Below are 17240 nucleotides of genomic sequence, written 5' to 3'. Positions count from 1 at the left end.
GCCGGGGAGTCTAGGGCGTGTCGTGTCGGCGCGCCCGCAGCCACATGTCCAGGGCGGCGAAGTCGGCTGCGGTGAGGCCGCGTTGGGGGTCGACGTGGTGGAGGAGCGCGCGGGCGGGGGAGTGGGCCGCGACCCAGCGGCGGTCGGCGGCGGTGATCTCGTCGTCCACCCATGCGAACGGGCGGCCAGATGCCCGGGCGACCAGCGCGCGGGTCTTCCAGTGCAGGTCGGCCGGTTCGTCGTCGTCCGCCACCGGCCAGTCCACGACGGGCAGTTGCGGCAGCCCGAGCCAGGGGGAGAGGCAGGCGTTCGCGTCGGACATCCACGTCGTCGCCCACACCAGTTCGCACGGCAGGCTCAGCAGACGCTCGCCGAGCGCCGGATCGACGCGGGCCAGCAGGGGGTTGACGCCAGGACCGGGGCCGGCGGCGGACGGGCCGCGGAAGACGGGGTAGCCGCCCGGGGGCGGCGCGCCGAAGGGGATGAGCGGTCCGTCGACGTCGAGGAACAGCAGAGGTGTGCCAGGGCCTGCCATGACGGCACGATAGCGGGCGGCGTGGCGCGCTGATCGGAGACCCGGCCTGGATCGGGTGTGCCGGGATCTCGTAGGGTGGCGCGACGGGAGTGGTGGCAGGCGCCACCCAGCAAGGGCATCAGACGCCGCGAAGCGGCGGGGTGGGGCGGTGACCAGAAGATGGCGGAGACGACAGCTGTCCCCGGAGGCCCCGAACCGGCAGCGGACTCGGGCCCCTGGGACGCCGTACCGCCGCCGCGCAGCCCGGCCGAGGAGCACCCGCCAGGGCCCGCCGCGCTCTACGAGCCGCCGCCCGCGCCCCCGCTCCCGCCGTCTGCTCCGACAGCCCCGCCGTCTGCTCCGGCAGCTCCGGCCGCGGTGCCGGGCCCGCCGCCGACCGCACCCACCGGATGGACCGTCACCGGTATGCCCGCCGTGGGCGCGCCGCCGTCCGCGGCCACGCCGCCGCCGTTCCCGGCTCCAGGCGTGAGCGCCCCCGGTGGGGGCGGGCTGGGAGCGGCGCCGCGCGGGCGGATCCTGGTCGTCGAGGGCGGTTACGGCAACTCCGGGCGCCGCACCTGGGGTCGAGGCGGTGCCGCCCAGGCGTCGGTGCTGTCCGCGATGCTCGCGGCCGTCTCGCCGCAGGTGCTGCTCGCCGCGGACGCGGTGGACGCCGTCCACCTCCCCGGCGCCAGCGACCCGCACACCGTCCTCGCCCACCTGCGTGCCGCGTCCCGCCACCCGGGGCCGCTGCTCGTCCACTTGGGCGGGCACGTGGTCGCCGACAAGCGCGGTGGGCAGCTCCAGCTCACCCTGCGCGACTCCAAGCAGGACGGCCTGCCCTGGCAGGCCGTCGCCGCCGAGCTGAGCCACCGCCCGGCCGAGTGGCAGACCCTCGTCGTCGCCGACCTGAGCGCCGACCAGAACGCCTGGCCGTACCTCCAGGGTGCCGCTTCACCGCTCAGCGAGGGCATCCCGCTCTGGGCCGTCGTCAGCCCGGACCCGGAGCAGATCGGCACCTTCACCCGCGCCCTGATCGAGGCGCTGCACGGCGGCCGCCCGGGCGCGGGCGACGTGCTCGCGCCCGAGCAACTGCGGCAGCAGGTGTATTCGGTGCTGCGGCCGGACGTCGTCATCCTGGCCACGCACGCCCCGGACCGTCCGGTGTTCCGCAACACCGCCCGCCGTGGCGACGGCCCGCTGGCCGACGTGGCGCCGCCGGTCGACGTGGCGCCGCCGGTCGATGCCGTGCCGGCTGGCGTGGTGTCGTCCGGGCCGCCCGTGTCGGCGGTGTCGGCGGTGTCGGCGGTGTCGGGCCGGGCGGAGTCGCAGGACGCCGCCGTCGAACCGCCCGTGGCGGTCCGGGTTTCGGCCCCAGCCCCCTCCCCGGCTCCTGCTCCTGCTCTTGCTCTTGCGACCGAGGCCGGCCTGGTGAGTCTGGTCAAGCCCGGCGTGCCGCCCACCCCGCCCAGGCCGGCCCGCCCGGTCAGCCTGCTGAAGGGGCAACCGGCCGGCCAGGCGGGCGTGACCCTGCGCAAGCCCGCTCCGGCGGACGCGGTGCCCGAGGCCGTCGAGCCGTCCGCAGGCGTGACGCTGGCCAAGCTCCAGCCGTCGGAGCCGGCGTGGAATCAGGAGCCGGAGCCGGAGCCGGCGTGGGATCAGGAGCCGGAGCCGGAGCCGGAGCCGGCGTGGGATCAGGAGCCGGAGCCAGCGGACGCCGCCACGCCGACGGAGGGACCGCAGGACGCCGTCCCGGCGCAGGCCCCTCCCGTGGACGAGGCCCCCGCCGACGCGGTGCCGACGGCGGAGGCACCGGAAGACACGGCCCCGGTCGACGACGAGACCCCGGCCGACGTGGTGCCGGTGGACGCGGTGCCTGCCGATGCCGCGCCCGCGGACGTTCCGGCGTCCGGTCAGCCGCGTGCCGATTACCGGGAGGTCATCGGGCGGATCGTCCGCAGCGCCGACGCCGGGGAGCACGGTGCCGCCACCGACCTCGCCTTCGCGCTCGAACTGGAGGCGATCGCCGAGTACGGTGCCGTCTCCGAGCCGGTCCTCCAGGTGCGCCAGGTCCGGGCGCATGTGTGCCGTCTCGCGGGCCGGCCGGCCGAAGCCGCGGACATCTACCGCGAGGTGGCCCTGACGCTGCTCCGTTCGCAGGGGCCGGACCACCCGGAGACCCAGCAGGCGGCCACCAACGCCGAGGCCTGCTGGCGTTCGATCCCCGACCGGGCGGCGGCCCTTCGGATCGCTCCGGAGATCATCGAGCTCCGCGCCTACCTCCCGGGCCCCGACGGCCGCAAGCTCCGCGCCGCCGAGCGCTACCTCGCCCAGCTGGCCGCCGCCCCGGAGCCGGCCGCGGTGCCCGTCCCCGTCCCGGCGGACCGCGTCTGATCCCTCGCGCCGTGCCGCAGCCGGGCCGGACAGCTGACACCTGGCCGCGAACAGACGACAGGTAACAGAAAACAGCGAACAGATAACAGATTTCGAAATCTGTTATCTGTTCGCTGTTAGTTGTTACTTGCTACCAGTCGCCCGTCAGCGACCGGCGATGGCGTGGACGAACTTCGAGCCGTCGATGGTGCCGAGGCCGCTGGAGAGGTCGTAGCCCTCGGTGGCGGTGTAGCCGGTGACGCTGCCCCAGGAGTTGTCGCCCTCCTTCACGTCCGTGATGCCGCTCCACGCGCTCGGGAGCAGGTTGAGGCCGTACAGGCGCCAGTTGAGCTGGCCGAGGCGGTGGCCGGCGAGCTGGTCGGCGAGGGCGACGACGCCGGAGAACAGCGGGGTGGCCTCGCTGGTGCCGCCGGTGAGGTGCCAGCCGACGGTGGTCGGGTCGTAGGACTCGTAGGTCCAGGCGCCGCCGTCGACGGCCGCGCTCATGCTGATGTCGGGCGTGCCGCGGTGGTTGCCGGTGACGTTGGCGACGCCGGCCTGGTACCACGGGCGGTCGAAGATGCCGGAGACGCCACCGCCGCCGGCGCCGGACTTGTCGTGCCACACCTTGTCGGGCGCGGTGCGCGCGCCGTTGTCGTCCAGGGTGAGCTGGGTGCCGCCGATGGAGGTGACCAGCGGGTCGGAGGACGGCCAGGAGTTGACCTTGTACGGGTACAGGTCGGTGCCGTTGGTCTGTGAGTCGGTGGCGCCGTTGTCGCCGGAGGCGGCGAGCACGGTGACGTTGTGGTCGGCGGCGGCCTGGAAGGCGTAGCGCAGGTCGGTGAGCGACTTGAAGTCGCCCTTGTCGTACCCCGGGAAGGTGTTCTCGGTGGCGCCGAAGCTCTGCGAGATGACGTCGCCGCGCCCTTCCTTGATGAGGGCCTTCTCGGCGTCCATCATCTCGGGCAGGCCGGTGGTGCCCTCGGTCTCGGCGACGCCGGTCTCGACCAGGACGATGTGCGCGTCGGGGGCGACGGCGTGGGCGTACTCGACGTCCAGGGTGGTCTCGCCGGCCCAGCCGGTGTGGTCGGGGTTCTTGGGGTCGAAGGCGGGGACGTTGCCCCACTTGACCACCTCGACGTTGGTGTCCTGGATGCCCCACTGCTTGTCGAAGACCTCCAGGTCGTGCTGGATGGTCGGCGAGCCGAAGGAGTCGACGATGACGATCGTGCGGCCCTTGCCGGTGATGCCCTCCTGGTACAGCGGGTTCAGGTTGTAGGCGTTCCGGTACTGCAGCGGCGAGTAGCAGTGGATGCCGATCTGGCTGACGCACTGGGTGGTGGTCAGCGGGGCGGTGCGTCCCTGGGCGTTGTGGTGTCCGAAGGAGGCGGGGCGGACGTGGACGCCCGTGAGGTCGTGCGCGGGGGCGGCGGTCGCGACGCCGACCGCCGGTACGGCGATGGTGCCGGCCGTGAGGGCGGTGGCCCCGACGGCGAGCAGAGCCAGGGCGCGGCGAAGGGGAGCGGGGCTGCCCATGGGACTCCTTGGGGCGCAGGGCCCGACCTGGTCCGGTCGGGTCGGTCCGGCCATCCCATCGACAGCCGCATGATCATGCCATAGTCATTTGGTGGGGTCGCCTGATCAGAGGCATGGTCATGCTCGGCCACGCGAAAAGGTAAAGACCGTCCCAGGCGAAGGTAACTCCGCACCCGGGACGGCAATGTGATGGCACGTCAGTATTATCGCACTGGCGCTGAAGGGTCCGTGACGATCCCCGCCGGGGCTATCCCTACCGCGCCCCGCCGTTGACGTACAGCGTCTGCCCGCTGACGTAGGAGGCGTCCTCGCTGGCCAGGAAGGCGACCACGGACGCGATCTCCTCCGGCTGCCCCACCCGGCGCAGCGGGGTCCGGGCGGCGACCTCGGCCCGCTGGTCCTCGGCCGTGCTGCCGACCCGCTCGGCGGTGGCCGCGGTCATCGCGGTGGCGATGTACCCGGGGGCGACGGCGTTGACGTTGATGTTGAACGGCCCCAGCTCGATCGCGAGGGTCGCGGTGAGCCCCTGGATGCCGGCCTTGGCGGCCGCGTAGTTGGCCTGCCCCCGGTTGCCGAGGGCGGAGCGCGAGCTGAGCGAGACGATCTTCCCGTACTTCTGCGCCACCATGTACTTCTGCGCGACGTGGCTGCAGTTGTACGCGCTGGTCAGATTGACGGTCAGGACCGCGTCCCAGTCGGCCTTCGGCATCTTGAAGAACAGGTTGTCCCGGGTGATCCCGGCGTTGTTCACCAGGATGTGCACCCCGCCGAGGTCCGCCGCGACCTGCGCGAACAGCGCCTCGACGGCGTCGTAGTCGGCCACGTCGCAGCCGTACGCCCGTGCGGTGCCGCCCTTGGCGGCGATCTCCGCGACCGTCCCGGCGGCCCGTTCGGCGGTGAGGTCGACGACGGCGACGGTCGCGCCCTCCTGGGCGAGCCGGTGGGCGGTGGCCGCGCCGATGCCCTGCGCGCCTCCCGTCACGACGGCGACCCTGCCCGCGAACCTGCCTGCCAGGCCCGTCACTTCGGCCACTGCGGCTACTTCAGTCATTCCCGGTGCTCCCTTGAACTCGGACGTGAACTCGAACTCGGACGTGAACGCGAGCGCGAACGCGGGCGCGCACTCAGTCAACGTTCTCGACGAGGACGGCGGTGCCCTGACCGACCCCCACACACATGGTGGCGAGGCCGCGCCGGGCGTCGGTGCGGCGCATCCGGTGCAGCAGGGTGGTGAGGATGCGTGCGCCGGAGCCGCCCAGCGGGTGGCCGAGCGCGATCGCCCCGCCGCTCGGGTTGACCAGTTCGTCGGCCTGTTCCGGGGTGAACCCGATGCCGTCGGCGGAGGCCAGGGCCTGGGCGGCGAAGGCTTCGTTGAGTTCGGCGGTGTCGAGGTCGGCGAGCGACCAGCCGGCCCGGCCGAGCACCTTGCGGGTGGCCGGCACCGGGCCGATGCCCATCACGTCGGGGTGCACCCCGACGGAGGCGCCGGCCACGTACCGGCCGAGCGGCCGCAGTCCGAGGTCGTGCAGTGCCTCCTCGCCGACCAGGAGCAGCCCGGCCGCGCCGTCGTTCATCGGCGAGGCGTTGCCGGCCGTGACGGTGCCGCCGGGGCGGAAGGCGGGCTTGAGGCGGGCGAGCTTCTCCAGGCTGGTGTCCTCGCGGATGCCCTCGTCCCGGTCGACCGTCACGCCGTCGGGCCGTTCGACCGGGATCAGTTCGGCGTCGAAGTGGCCGTCCTTGCGGGCGGCGGCGGCCCGTTGGTGGCTGCGCAGCGCGAAGGCGTCCTGGCGCTCCCGGCCGATGCCGTACCGGCTCGCCACCTCCTCGGCGGTCTCGCCCATGCTGAGCACGCCGTGCAGTTCGGCCATCCGGGGGTTGGTGAGCCGCCAGCCGAGCCGGGTGTCGTAGGTCTCGATCCGGTGCGGGAGGGCCTCGTCGGGGCGGGGGAGGACGAAGGGAGCGCGGGTCATCGACTCGCAGCCGCCGGCCAGGACGACGTCGGCCTCGCCGGAGCCGATGGCGCGGGCGGCGAGGGTGACGGCCTCCAGCCCGGAGGCGCAGAGCCGGTTGACGGTGGCGCCGGGGACGGTCTCCGGCAGGCCTGCCAGCAGGACGGCCATCCGGGCGGCGTTGCGGTTGTCCTCGCCGGCCTGGTTGGCGGCGCCCCAGTAGACGTCGTCGATGCGGGCGGGGTCGAGGGCGGGTACGTCGGTGAGCAGGGCGCGCAGCACGGTGGCCGAGAGGTCGTCCGGGCGGACGGTGGCGAGCGCTCCGCGCAGCCGGCCGATGGGTGTGCGGCGGGCTGCGGCGAAGTAGACGGGACGCACGTCGTCGGGCTCCTTATCCGAGTGAATCCGGTCGATCCCGTTCATCCGATCCGGTTGGTCGGATGAACGGGCTGGTCAGAAGGCGTTGACCCCGGTGAGGGCGCGGCCGATGAGCAACTGGTGGATCTGGCTGGTGCCCTCGTAGAGGGTCATGACCCGCGCGTCGCGCAGGTACTTGCCGACCGGGTACTCGTCGATGAAGCCGTAGCCGCCGAACACCTGGAGCGCGTTGTTGGCGGCCCGGACGGCGGCCTCGCTCGCGTAGAGCTTGGCGACGGAGGACTCGGTGGCGAAGGGCAGCCCGCGTTCGATGTGGTCGGCGACCTTCCAGGTGAGCAGCCGGGCGGCCTCGACGTCGACGGCGATGCCGGCCAGCAGTTCCTGGACGAGCTGGTGCGAGGCGATCGGGCGGCCGAACTGTTCGCGCTCGCCGGCGTAGCGGACGGCGGCCTCCAGGCAGGCGCGGGCGATGCCGACGCAGCCCGCCGCGACCGACATCCGGCCCTTGGCGAGCGCGGACATCGCCACCCGGAACCCCTGGTCGACCTCGCCGAGCCGCGCGCCGTCGGGCACCCGGACCCGGTCGAGGGCGAGTTCGGCGGTGGCCTGGCCGCGCAGGCCGAGCTTGCCGTGGATCTCGGTGCGGGTGAATCCGGGCAGGTCGGTGGGCACCAGGAAGGCGGTGATGCCCTTGTGGCCCTGCCGGTCGGGGTGGTCGCCGCCGGTGCGGGCGAAGACCAGGGCGACGTCGGCCCAGGTGCCGTTGGTGATGAACATCTTGGCGCCGCTGATCAGCCAGTCGTCGCCGTCCCGGACGGCGCGGGTGGTGAGGTTGGCCGCGTCGGAGCCGGTGCCGGGTTCGGTGAGCGCGAAGCAGCCGAGCGACTCGCCCGAGGTGAGCCGGGGGAGCCAGTGCCGCTTCTGCTCCTCCGTCCCGTAGCCGTTGACCGACTTGGCGACCAGGCCGAGCGTGACCGAGACGATGCCGCGCACGGCCGAGTCGCCGCGGCCGAGCTCTTCCAGGACCAGGCAGTACGCGAGGTGGTCGCCGCCGCTGCCGCCGTACTCCTCGGGGATGGTGAGGCCGAGGAAGCCGAGCCCGGCCAGTTTGCCGATGATCGCGCGGTCGACGGACTCGGCGCGGTCCCACGCGGCGGCGTGCGGAGCGATCTCGCGGTCGGTGAAGGAGACGGCGAGGTCCCGGACGGCGCTCTGCTCCTCGGACAGCTCCAGGTTCACGGCGGCTCCAGATCCATTAAACTAGCGCTGCAAGTTTTATGAGGGGACTGTAGCCCCGGCCGGCCCGCGCTGGGAAGGGGCACCTGCCAGAATCGGTCCCCGCCCCACCCGACCGGAGGAACCGGAGGCAGCACCCCGATGGCCCGCCCGCGCACCCCGCTGCTCAGCCGCGAGCGCATCGTCGCCGCTGCTCTGCGGCTGATCGACGCCGAGGGCCTGGCGGCCCTCTCCACCCGCCGCCTCGCCACCGAACTGTCGGTCAGCGGTCCCTCGCTCTACAACCACGTCGCCACCAAGGACGAACTGCTGGACGCGGTGGTGGACAGCGTGATCGGCGAGGTCGACTTGTCGATGTTCGGCACGCCCGACGGCACGCCCACCGGTAGGCCCCACGGCACGCCCGACGGCACGCCCACCGGTAGGCCCCACGGCACGCCCGACGGCACGCCCACCGGTAGGCCCCACGGCACGCCCGACGGTCGGCCGACGCCTTGGCCGGACGCGCTGCGCGACTGGGCCCGCTCCTACCGCGCCGCCCTCGCCGCCCACCCCAACATCGTGCCGGTGCTCGCCCAGGGCCCGGGCCGGCGGCCGAACGCGCTGCGCCTGGCCGACGTGGTCTTCGGCCACCTGGTCGAGGCCGGCTGGCCGCGCGGCCAGGCCACCCGGATCGGCGCGCTGATGCGCTACTTCGTCACCGGCTCGGCGCTGGCCTCCTTCGCGGCTGGTTTCCCCGCGGACGCCGAGGTGTACGACGCGGCCGACTACCCGCACCTGGGCGAGGCGCACCGGCTGGCCGGGCACCGCGGGACGGTGGACGAAGGCGCCTTCGAGACCGGCCTGGAGGCGCTGCTCGACGGGCTCGTCCTGCGCTTCGAGCGCCTCGCCGAACGCTCCTAGAGCCGCCGCGCCCTCGTCACCCCCGCTGCCCTCGTCACCCCCCCGCCGCGCCCGCGACCCTCGGCTGGCCCGTCCCCCCGGTCACCCCCGTCGCCCCGGTCACCCTCCGCCGCCTCACCAGGGCTCGCGCGGCAGGAAGGCCGGCCGCAGCGACGGGTCCACCGGGTCGTAGTACCGGTGGTAGACGGGGGTGAGCCCGCCGGAGACCGGGGGCACGATCCAGCTCCAGTCCGTCGGGGTCGGACGGCCGAGCCGCTTCTCCTGGGCGACGTGCTTGAGGAAGCGCTCGGACTCGGTGTGGTGGTCGGCGATCGTCACCCCGGCCTCCTGGAAGGAGTGCAGCACCGCGATGTTGAGCTCGATCAGCGCGCGGTCGCGCCAGAGCGTGCGCTCGCTGGAGGTGTCCAGGCCCAGCCGCTCGGCGACGGTGCCGAGCATGTCGTAGCGGTCGGCGTCGGCGAGGTTGCGGGCGCCGATCTCGGTGCCCATGTACCAGCCGTTGAAGGGCGCGGTCGGGTAGCGGACGCCTCCGATCTCCAGCGTCATGTCGCTGATCGCGGGCACCGCGTACCAGCGCAGGCCCAGGTCGGCGAACCAGTCGTACGCGGGGTGGGTGAGCGGCACCTCCAGCGTGGTGTCGTCCGGCAGGCCGTACCAGTGGGGGCGCTCGCCGGGGCGCTCCTGGACGAGCAGCGGCAGCACCTCGAAGCGGCCCTCGGCGCACTTCCAGCCGAGGTCGCGGGCGCGGGCGGCGAGTGCGGTGCCGGCCGGGTCGCCGACGACGGCGTCGCCGATCCGGTGGCCGGCGTAGCGGACCAACTGCTGGTTGACGATGCGGGCGGCCGGCCGGCCCGGGCGGTCGGGGGCGAACACCGAGACCACCGGGCGGATCCGGCCGCCGTTGCCGGCCAGCCGCAGGTGCTCGAAGCACTCGGCGGCGATGTCGTCGGCCGAGCCGAGGTGGCGCAGGTCGCGCACCACCAGGCTGCGCCAGTACAGCCGGCCGATGCAGCGGGCGGCGTTGCGCCAGGCGAGCTTGGCGCCGTAGGCGAGTTCGGCGGGGGTGTGCTCGTAGCTGCCGGTGCGCTCGATCTCGTCGAGGACGGCCCGTATCCGGGCGTCCGGGGCCCCGGCGGCGGGCTGCTCGCGATGGAAGCGGCGGATGAATTCGGCGGCCTGCTCCGGGTCGGTGAACGGCGGCGGGGACGGCGGCCGGGCCGCGGGCGTGAGGACGGCCGCGGGTGCAGGCACGGCCGCGGATGCAGGCATGGCTGAGGACGCGGACGCGGACGCCGGGGCGGCGGGTGCCGGGGTCGGTGACGGTGTGGCGGCCGGGTGCCCGGCCGGGGTGTGGGCGTGGGCGTACGGGCAGCCGCCGGTGGGGGCGGCGGCGGGTCTGCGGGCGCGGAGCCGATTGAAGATCAAGGACACATCCCTCCTGGCGAACAGGAGTACCGGAGGTGTCCGGGCCGCCGCAGGGAGTGAACGATTCGGCCCCCGCCCCCGCGCTGATCGCGCTAGGGTGCGGGGGCCGAAAGATCGGACTGTCGGATCAGCCCATGTCCTCCAGCCGGACGCCCTTGGTCTCCTTCATGAACTTCGCCACGAAGACGATCGACAGCGCCGCGAACGCCGCGTACACCAGGTAGGTCGCCGACAGGTTCCAGCGCGACATCGACGGGAACGACACGGTGATCGCCCAGTTGGCGATCCACTGCGCGGAGGCGGCGACGGACAGCGCGGCGGCCCGGATGCGGTTCGGGAACATCTCGCCGAGCATCACCCAGACGACCACGCCCCAGGACATCGCGAAGAACAGCACGAAGGCGTTGGCGGCGACCAGCGCGACGGTGCCCTGGAGGTCGGGCAGCGTGACGTTGTCGCCGCTGCCGGTGGCGGAGGAGAACGCCCAGCCGGCCGCGCCGAGCGCGACGGCCATGCCGGCCGAGCCGATCAGGGCGAGCGGCTTGCGGCCGATCCGGTCCACCAGCAGGATCGCGACCACGGTGCCGAGGATGTTGATGACCGAGCCGACGAAGCTGATCAGCAGCGAGTTGCTCTGGTCGATGCCGACCGACTGCCACAGGATCGACGAGTAGTAGAAGATCACGTTGATGCCGACCAACTGCTGGAAGACCGACAGGCCGATGCCGACCCAGACGATCGGCAGCAGGCCGAAGCGCCCGCCGAGCAGGTCGCCGAAGCGCGGGCGGTGGTCGGAGGCGATCAGCCCCTGGACCTCGGCGATCCGGGCGTCGGTGTCGACGTCCTGGCCCTCGACCTGGGCGAGCACGGTGCGGGCGTCGTCCAGCCGGCCGGCCTGGATCAGGTAGCGCGGGGACTCGGGGATCACCGAGGCGAGGGTGAAGTAGACCGCGGCCGGGACGACGCAGATGCCGAGCATCCACTGCCAGGCCTCCAGACCGAGCAGGTGGCCGCGGGTGTCGCCGCCAGCCGCGTTCGCCAGCAGCCAGTTGACCAGTTGGGAGATCGCGATGCCGAGCACGATCGCGGCTTGCTGGAAGGAGGCCAGCCGGCCCCGGTACTTGGTGGGCGCGACCTCGGCGATGTAGGTCGGGGCGATCACCGAGGCGATGCCGATGGCCGCGCCGCCGAGCACGCGCCAGAAGGCGAGGTCCCACGCGGCGAAGGGGAGCATCGAGCCGACCGCGCTGACCGCGAACAGCAGCGCGCCCGCCTTCATGACCTTGATGCGGCCGTAGCGGTCGGCGAACCGGCCGGCCAGTGCGGCGCCGATCGCCGAACCCAGCAGGGCGGAGGAGACGATCAGACCGGTCACGCCGTCGCCGACGCCGAACTTCTCCTGGATCCCGGAGACGGCGCCGTTGATCACGGAACTGTCGTAGCCGAACAGGAACCCGCCGAGGGCTGCGGCGGCGGTGATGAAGACGACGAAGCCGAGGCGGCCGGGCGCGGAGGCCTCGACCGCCCCGGAGGGCTTCTGGGTGACGCTCACGATCTTGACTCCTGGTACTCAACGCTGAGCTCGGTAGCCGAGATCGTAACCCCTATTCGTTTAAGTCTTGTACACCGGAAACCTCAATTTTCGCTCTGAGGATTCGTAAGGTGAACAAGCAAATTCGGCCTTTGCTGGAGCCGCACAGCTGAGAGTTGCGACGATGCCTGATGCCTGATGCCTGATGCCTGATGCCGATGCCTGATGCCGACGCCTCACGCCGGGGCGGACAGCGACAGCCCGAACCTGCCCTCCTCGTCCGTCCACCAGTGGCTCAGCCGAAGCCCGGCCGCCGCCAGCTCGTCGGCCACCCGCTCCCGGCGGAACTTGGCGGACACCTCGGTGCGCAGTTCCTCGCCCCGGTCGAAGTGCACCGGCAGGTCCAGGGCCGGGATCTTCACGGTCTGCGCGCGCAGCGAGCGCAGCCGCATCTCGATCCACTCCCGGTCCGGGTCCCACCGCGCGACGTGCGCGAACGCGGTCGGGTCGAAGTCGGCGCCCAGCTCGCGGTTGAGCACGTTGAGCACGTTGAGGTTGAACTCGGCGGTCACCCCGGCCGCGTCGTCGTAGGCGGCGACCAGCATCGACGGGTCCTTGACCAGGTCGGTGCCGAGCAGCAGGAAGTCGCCCGGGTCGAGGGCGGCGCGCAGCCCGCACAGGAAGGCCGCCCGCTCCTCGGGCAGCAGGTTGCCGAGGGTGCCGCCGAGGAAGGCGACCAGCCGGGGGCCGCCCTCCGGGGGCAGGCCGAGCCGGGCGGTGAAGTCGGCCAGCACGCCGTGCACGGCGAGCCCGGGGTACTCGGCGGCGAGCGCGGCGCCGGCGGCGGTCAGCGCGCTCTCGCTGACGTCCACCGGGACGTACGTCTCCAGGGTGCCGAACGCGCGCAGCGCGTCCAGCAGCAGCCGGGTCTTCTCGGAGGAGCCGGAGCCCAGCTCGACCAGGGTGCGGGCCCCGGTGGCGGCGGCGATCTCGCCGGCCCGGGCGGTCAGGATGGCCCGCTCGGCGCGGGTCGGGTAGTACTCCGGGAGCCGGGTGATCTCCTCGAACAGCTCGCTGCCCCGCGCGTCGTAGAACCACTTCGGCGGCAGCCACTTGGGTTCGGAGGTCAGGCCGTGCTGCACGTCGCGGCGCAGCGCGGTGCTGAAGTGGTCGGCGGGCAGCAGCCGGGTGAGATCAAATGTGTCCATGACAGGGTGGGTCCTCTGTTCAGAAGATGAAGGGGTGGTGGAGGATCAGTAGCGGTCGAGGAGCTGACGGACGGTGACGCCGTGCTCGTCCACCACCACCAGCGAGCCGTCCGGGACGGCCGTCCAGCCGGGGGCGTCGTCGTACGGCTCGGAGGCCACCACCGTGCCGAGCCCGGGCAGGCTGCGGTGGTGCAGGGTGTCGCCCCAGGCGGTCGCGGCGACCGTGCGGCCGTCGGTGAGCAGCAGGTTGAGCCGGCCGGTGGTGTGCGCGGTGACGTCCGCGACGGTGCCCGCCAGCGCCTCGCCGAGCCCGGCCCCCGCCCGCAGCCGGTGCAGTACGAGGGCCCACAGCAGCGCCGAGTCGGAGCGTGCCTCCAGCTCCAGCAGTTCGGCCGGCGGGAGCAGGGCGGCCAGTGCCTCCAGCTTGCCCGGCCAGCCCGCCACCGCGCCGTTGTGGCTGAACAGCCAGTGCCCGGCCGCGAACGGCGCCGCCGCGCTCTCGCCCGCCGCGCAGCCCTCGGTGGCGGAGCGGACCGCCGCCAGCAGCGCCCGGGTGCGGATCACCCGGGCGAGGTCGGCGAACGCGGCGTCCGCCCAGATCGGCCCGTCCCGGCGGTAGCGGGCCGGCACCTCGTCGCCGTCCGCGTACCAGCCGAGGCCGAAGCCGTCCGCGTTGACCGTGCCGTACTGTTGCGCCCGGGGAGCCCAGGACTGCCGGTACAGGCCGTGCGGCGGGTGCACCAGCAGCTCCTGCGGCGCCACCGGCCCGCCCAGGTAGGCGAGGTGGCGGCACATCAGTCCACCTCCAGGTCGCGGGCGGTGCGGAACCCGGCGAAGATCTGCCGTCGGACCGGGTAGTCCCAGTTGCGGAAGGTGCCCCGGCAGGCGACCGGCGCCACCGCGAAGCAGCCGCCGCGCAGCACCTTGTACTCCGGTCCGAAGAAGACCTCCGAGTACTCCTGGTAGGGCCAGGCCCGGAACCCGGGGTAGGGGCGGAGGTCGCTGGCCGTCCACTCCCACACGTCGCCGATCAACTGCCGCACGCCGTACGGGGACTCGCCCGCCGGGTAGCCGCCGGCCGGGGCCGGGCGCAGGTGCCGCTGCCCGAGGTTGGCGTGCTCCGGGCCGGGGGCCCGGTCGCCCCACGGGTAGCGGCGGGAGCGGCCGGTCGCGGGGTCGTGCCGGGCCGCCTTCTCCCACTCCGCCTCGGTCGGCAGCCGCCGCCCGGCCCACCGGGCGTAGGCGTCCGCCTCGTACCAACTGACGTGCAGGACGGGCTCGTCCGCCGGGACGGGCTCCACCGTGCCGAACCGGCGCCGCAGCCACTGGCCGTCCTCCAGGCGCCAGAACAGCGGGGCGGTCAGGTCGGCCCGCTGCCGGTGCGCCCAGCCCTCCGCCGTCCACCAGCGCGGCTCGTCGTAACCGCCGTCCGCGATGAACCGCTGGTACGCGGCGTTGGTGACCGGCGTGGTGTCCAGCAGGAAGGCCGGCAGCTCGACCACGTGCGCCGGGCGCTCGTTGTCCAGCGCCCACGGCTCGGTGTCCGTGCCCATCGTGAACGGGCCCGCGGGGACGAGCACTTCGGCGGGCAGCGCGGCCGCGTCCGCCGGGGCGGGCGGCGGCGGGGGAGCGGCCAGGGCCGGTTCCCCTCGGCGGAGCTGATGGGTGATCAGCATCGTCTCGTCGTGCTGCTGTTCGTGCTGGGCGATCATCCCGAACGCGAACCCCGCGTCCAGCAGTGGCGCCCCCTCCAGCGGACTGGCCGCCAGCAGGTCCAGCACCCGGCCGCGCACCTCGTGCGCGTACGCCCGGGCCTCGGCGGGCGGCAGCAGCGGCAGGCTCGGCCGCTCGGCCCGGGGGTGCTGGAAGGCGTCGTACAGCGGGTCGATCTCCGGGTGCATCGGGTCGCGGCCGCCGACGTTGCGCAGCAGCCAGAGTTCCTCCTGGTTGCCGATGTGCGCCAAGTCCCAGACCAGTGGGGACATCAGCGGCGAGTGCTGGGCGGTGAGGTCGCCGTCCTCGACGCAGTCGGTGAGTGCGGCGGTGCGGGCGCGGGCGGCCAGCAGCTCGGCCGCGATGGTCTCGCGCAGCTCCTCGGTGCCCGCCGCCGGGGCGGCAGGGGGGCGGACGTCGGTCATGGTGCGGCCTCCTCCGGAGGAGTGCGTCGGGTGCCGGAGCGCAGGGCGTCCAGCTGGTCGTCGGCCGGACAGCGGCCGCGCGCGGGGTAGCGCTCGGCGAACTCGGCTACGGCGGCGCGCAGCCGCCCGGCGCCGGGCAGGCGGCCCAGCGCGGCGTCGGCGGCGGCGAAGCAGGTCAGGGCGGCGCGGCGCAGCTCGGGGTCGGCGACGGCCAGCGTCGCGGCCCGGCGCCAGACGTCGCTGCGCGGCGGGCGCGGGCCGTCCGGGCGGCCCAGCGGTTCCAGCGCGGCGAGCGCGGTCTCGGCGGCCAGCGGGTCGTCCAGTAGTGCGGTGACCAGGGCGGCGGGCACCACCCAGCCGTCCCCGGGCTGGGCGTCGATCATCCGCAGCTCCAGGTGGCCGCGCGGGCGCACCGGCGGGAACAGGGTGGTCCGGTGGTAGTCCAAGTCGGCCAGCGTGGGCGGGCGTTCGCCGCCGCCGCGGACCCAGTCGCGGAAGGTCAGGCCGGGCGGGGCCGTCCACGGCAGCCCCTCCGGGCGGCGCACGCACAGCACCTCGGCGTCCAGCACGTACTGCGCCCAGGCCTCGCGCGGGTCGCCGTGGTCCGGCTCCGGGGCGAGCGTGCGGGTCGGGTCCATCCGGGACCAGACGGTCTGCCGGGTGGACCGGTGGCCGGTCGGCCTGCCGTCCAGCAGTGGGGAGTTGGCGAAGGCGGCGACCAGTACCGGGCCGAGCAGGTGGGTCAGCCGCCAGCGGCGCTCCACCGCGTGCGGGCCGTCCGCGTCGCCGGCGTCCAGGCACACCTGCACCGAGGCCGTGCCGGTCATCATGATCCGGCCCCAGGGGCCGGCGGAGTCGAAGAAGCGCTCCATGGCGAGGTAGCGGGGGTGGTCCAGGACCATCAGGCGGGGGCGGGCCAGCGGGTCCGTCCCGGTGCCGGTGAGGCGCAGGCCCTGCGCCGCGAAGGCGGCCCGCAGGGCGGTCAGATCGCGTCGGGTGTCCTCGACGCAGGCCAGGAGGCCGGTGGCGGGCGGGGAGCTGAGCTCGACCTGCCCGCCGGGTTCGAGCGTGAGCCGCGAGCCGGAGGGGAGCGAGGCTCCGTCCGGGCCGCCGAGCGGGAGCGACTCGAGTGCGGCGTGGACCAGTTTCGGTCGGACGGGCTTGCCGGGACATCGGTCGTCGTGGACGAACCACTCGACCTCGACGCCCACCAGCCGGGGCGGTCCGATCTTGAAGCAGACGCCCGACACGTGGCTGAGCGCCCCCGACTCGGTCAGCGGGGTCACCCCCGGCGGGGGCGATGGGGGGCTCTGCCGGTCGGGCGGAGTGGTACGGGATGTTGGTATCACCGGACTTACCATCCTCGGGGTCAGGATTGCGGCCCGAACTACCCTGCCCAGTCTGCTACGGAGCATGCGGGGGCGCTCCGCAAATATCGTGTGAACGTTCGTTTCTGCAGGTCAGGGGTGGGGCGATCGGGTGAATCCGGGGATCCGGGGCGGCTTTCGGGGCGGTCTTCGGGGCGTGCGCGGGGGTGCCGGGAGGGGGCGTCGGGGAGCAGCGGGCGGGCAGTGGGCGGGCGTCGGGCGGGCGCGTCGGGTGGGGTGGCCCGGCGGTTCGGTCACAGCCGGTCCAGGCGCTCCAGGACGGTGTCCAACACCGGGCCCGGCAGGGCGTAGTTCAGTCGCAGCGCGCCCCGGCCGCCGGGGCCGAACTCGGCGCCGTCCGAGGCCTCCAGGCCGCAGCGCTCCAGCAGCGCCCGGCGGGCCCCGTCCGACGGCAGGCCGAGGGCGGCGGCGTCCAGCCAGAGCAGGTAGGAGGACTGCGGCGCGGAACGGACGGCGGGCCCCAGCCGGTCGGTGAGCCGGGTGCGGGCGGCGGCGAGGTGGGCGAGCAGTGCGTCCAGCCAGGGGCCGCCCTCGGCCAGCGCCGCCCGCTGGACGGTCTGCTCCAGCAGTCGGGTAGGTGCGGCGCATTACTGCGCCGCACCCCCCTCAGAACCGTGCAAGCAGCTGTTCACCGCACACGGCTCAAGCAAGCCCCATGGGC

The 17240-nt window shown here is 73.8% G+C and carries 13 protein-coding genes; 2 read left to right on the top strand and 11 right to left on the bottom strand.

What is annotated here, in order from left to right; translation table 11 throughout:
• Positions 1-10: 10 nt before the first annotated feature.
• Positions 11-535, bottom strand: coding sequence for an HAD domain-containing protein (locus ACIPLC_RS14160; protein WP_400473233.1), 525 nt, complete (start codon positions 533-535; stop codon positions 11-13).
• Between the two features lie 405 nt (positions 536-940).
• On the opposite strand from ACIPLC_RS14160, the gene ACIPLC_RS14155 reads away from it, so the two are divergent.
• Complete coding sequence (locus ACIPLC_RS14155; protein ID WP_400473232.1) at positions 941-2908, top strand: hypothetical protein; 1968 nt, start codon at positions 941-943, stop codon at positions 2906-2908.
• Positions 2909-3052: 144 nt separating this feature from the next.
• On the opposite strand, the gene ACIPLC_RS14150 is transcribed toward ACIPLC_RS14155, so the two are convergent.
• From ACIPLC_RS14150 to ACIPLC_RS14135, 4 genes are all read right to left on the bottom strand, one after another.
• Positions 3053-4423 (bottom strand): S8 family serine peptidase, encoded by a 1371-nt coding sequence (locus ACIPLC_RS14150; RefSeq protein WP_400473231.1) that lies wholly within the window; start codon positions 4421-4423, stop codon positions 3053-3055.
• Between the two features lie 253 nt (positions 4424-4676).
• The gene (gene fabG / locus ACIPLC_RS14145) at positions 4677-5474 is read right to left on the bottom strand and encodes a 3-oxoacyl-ACP reductase FabG (RefSeq protein WP_400473230.1); all 798 of its coding nucleotides are present in this window, start codon (positions 5472-5474) and stop codon (positions 4677-4679) included.
• 73 nt (positions 5475-5547) lie between these two features.
• Positions 5548-6750, bottom strand: a complete 1203-nt coding sequence (locus tag ACIPLC_RS14140) for a thiolase family protein (RefSeq protein WP_400473229.1) — start codon at positions 6748-6750, stop codon at positions 5548-5550.
• 75 nt (positions 6751-6825) lie between these two features.
• Positions 6826-7989, bottom strand: a complete 1164-nt coding sequence (locus ACIPLC_RS14135) for an acyl-CoA dehydrogenase family protein (protein ID WP_400473228.1) — start codon at positions 7987-7989, stop codon at positions 6826-6828.
• 138 nt (positions 7990-8127) lie between these two features.
• Here ACIPLC_RS14135 and ACIPLC_RS14130 point away from each other — a divergent pair, with 138 nt between their 5' ends.
• Positions 8128-8889: a TetR/AcrR family transcriptional regulator gene (locus ACIPLC_RS14130; RefSeq protein WP_400473227.1), complete on the top strand. Its 762-nt coding sequence runs from the start codon at positions 8128-8130 to the stop codon at positions 8887-8889.
• Between the two features lie 114 nt (positions 8890-9003).
• Here ACIPLC_RS14130 and ACIPLC_RS14125 read toward each other — a convergent pair whose 3' ends face one another.
• The 6 genes from ACIPLC_RS14125 to egtA all read right to left on the bottom strand — a co-directional run bounded on the left by ACIPLC_RS14125 (position 9004) and on the right by egtA (position 16477).
• Positions 9004-10158 carry a nitric oxide synthase oxygenase gene (locus ACIPLC_RS14125; RefSeq protein ID WP_400473382.1) on the bottom strand — a complete coding sequence of 385 codons (1155 nt, stop codon included), beginning with the start codon at positions 10156-10158 and terminating at the stop codon, positions 9004-9006.
• Between the two features lie 283 nt (positions 10159-10441).
• Complete coding sequence (locus tag ACIPLC_RS14120) at positions 10442-11869, bottom strand: sugar porter family MFS transporter (protein ID WP_400473381.1); 1428 nt, start codon at positions 11867-11869, stop codon at positions 10442-10444.
• A gap of 212 nt (positions 11870-12081) precedes the next feature.
• Positions 12082-13053 carry an L-histidine N(alpha)-methyltransferase gene (gene egtD, locus ACIPLC_RS14115; protein ID WP_400473226.1) on the bottom strand — a complete coding sequence of 324 codons (972 nt, stop codon included), beginning with the start codon at positions 13051-13053 and terminating at the stop codon, positions 12082-12084.
• 45 nt (positions 13054-13098) lie between these two features.
• Positions 13099-13848, bottom strand: coding sequence for an ergothioneine biosynthesis protein EgtC (gene egtC, locus ACIPLC_RS14110; RefSeq protein WP_400473225.1), 750 nt, complete (start codon positions 13846-13848; stop codon positions 13099-13101).
• Positions 13848-15191, bottom strand: a complete 1344-nt coding sequence (gene egtB / locus ACIPLC_RS14105) for an ergothioneine biosynthesis protein EgtB (RefSeq protein ID WP_400473224.1) — start codon at positions 15189-15191, stop codon at positions 13848-13850. The genes egtC and egtB overlap by 1 nt, the downstream gene beginning before the upstream one ends.
• A complete protein-coding gene (egtA, locus tag ACIPLC_RS14100; RefSeq protein WP_400473223.1) occupies positions 15188-16477 on the bottom strand; it encodes an ergothioneine biosynthesis glutamate--cysteine ligase EgtA in 1290 nt (429 codons plus the stop codon). The genes egtB and egtA overlap by 4 nt, the downstream gene beginning before the upstream one ends.
• Positions 16478-17240: the final 763 nt, after the last annotated feature.

Source organism: Kitasatospora sp. NPDC086801 (assembly GCF_044745805.1).
Lineage (GTDB): Bacteria > Actinomycetota > Actinomycetes > Streptomycetales > Streptomycetaceae > Kitasatospora.
The sequence above is the reverse complement of the archived record's forward strand: the minus strand, read 5'-3'. Positions and strand labels throughout refer to the sequence as shown.

Excerpts from the sequence above, each read along its gene's own strand:
- ACIPLC_RS14160 (WP_400473233.1), bottom strand. The coding sequence starts at position 535 with ATGGCAGGCCCTGGCACACCTCTGCTGTTCCTCGACGTCGACGGACCG.
- ACIPLC_RS14155 (WP_400473232.1), top strand. The coding sequence starts at position 941 with ATGCCCGCCGTGGGCGCGCCGCCGTCCGCGGCCACGCCGCCGCCGTTC.
- ACIPLC_RS14150 (WP_400473231.1), bottom strand. The coding sequence starts at position 4,423 with ATGGGCAGCCCCGCTCCCCTTCGCCGCGCCCTGGCTCTGCTCGCCGTC.
- fabG (WP_400473230.1), bottom strand. The coding sequence starts at position 5,474 with ATGACTGAAGTAGCCGCAGTGGCCGAAGTGACGGGCCTGGCAGGCAGG.
- ACIPLC_RS14130 (WP_400473227.1), top strand. The coding sequence starts at position 8,128 with ATGGCCCGCCCGCGCACCCCGCTGCTCAGCCGCGAGCGCATCGTCGCC.
- ACIPLC_RS14125 (WP_400473382.1), bottom strand. The coding sequence starts at position 10,158 with ATGCCTGCATCCGCGGCCGTGCCTGCACCCGCGGCCGTCCTCACGCCC.
- egtD (WP_400473226.1), bottom strand. The coding sequence starts at position 13,053 with ATGGACACATTTGATCTCACCCGGCTGCTGCCCGCCGACCACTTCAGC.
- egtC (WP_400473225.1), bottom strand. The coding sequence starts at position 13,848 with ATGTGCCGCCACCTCGCCTACCTGGGCGGGCCGGTGGCGCCGCAGGAG.
- egtB (WP_400473224.1), bottom strand. The coding sequence starts at position 15,191 with ATGACCGACGTCCGCCCCCCTGCCGCCCCGGCGGCGGGCACCGAGGAG.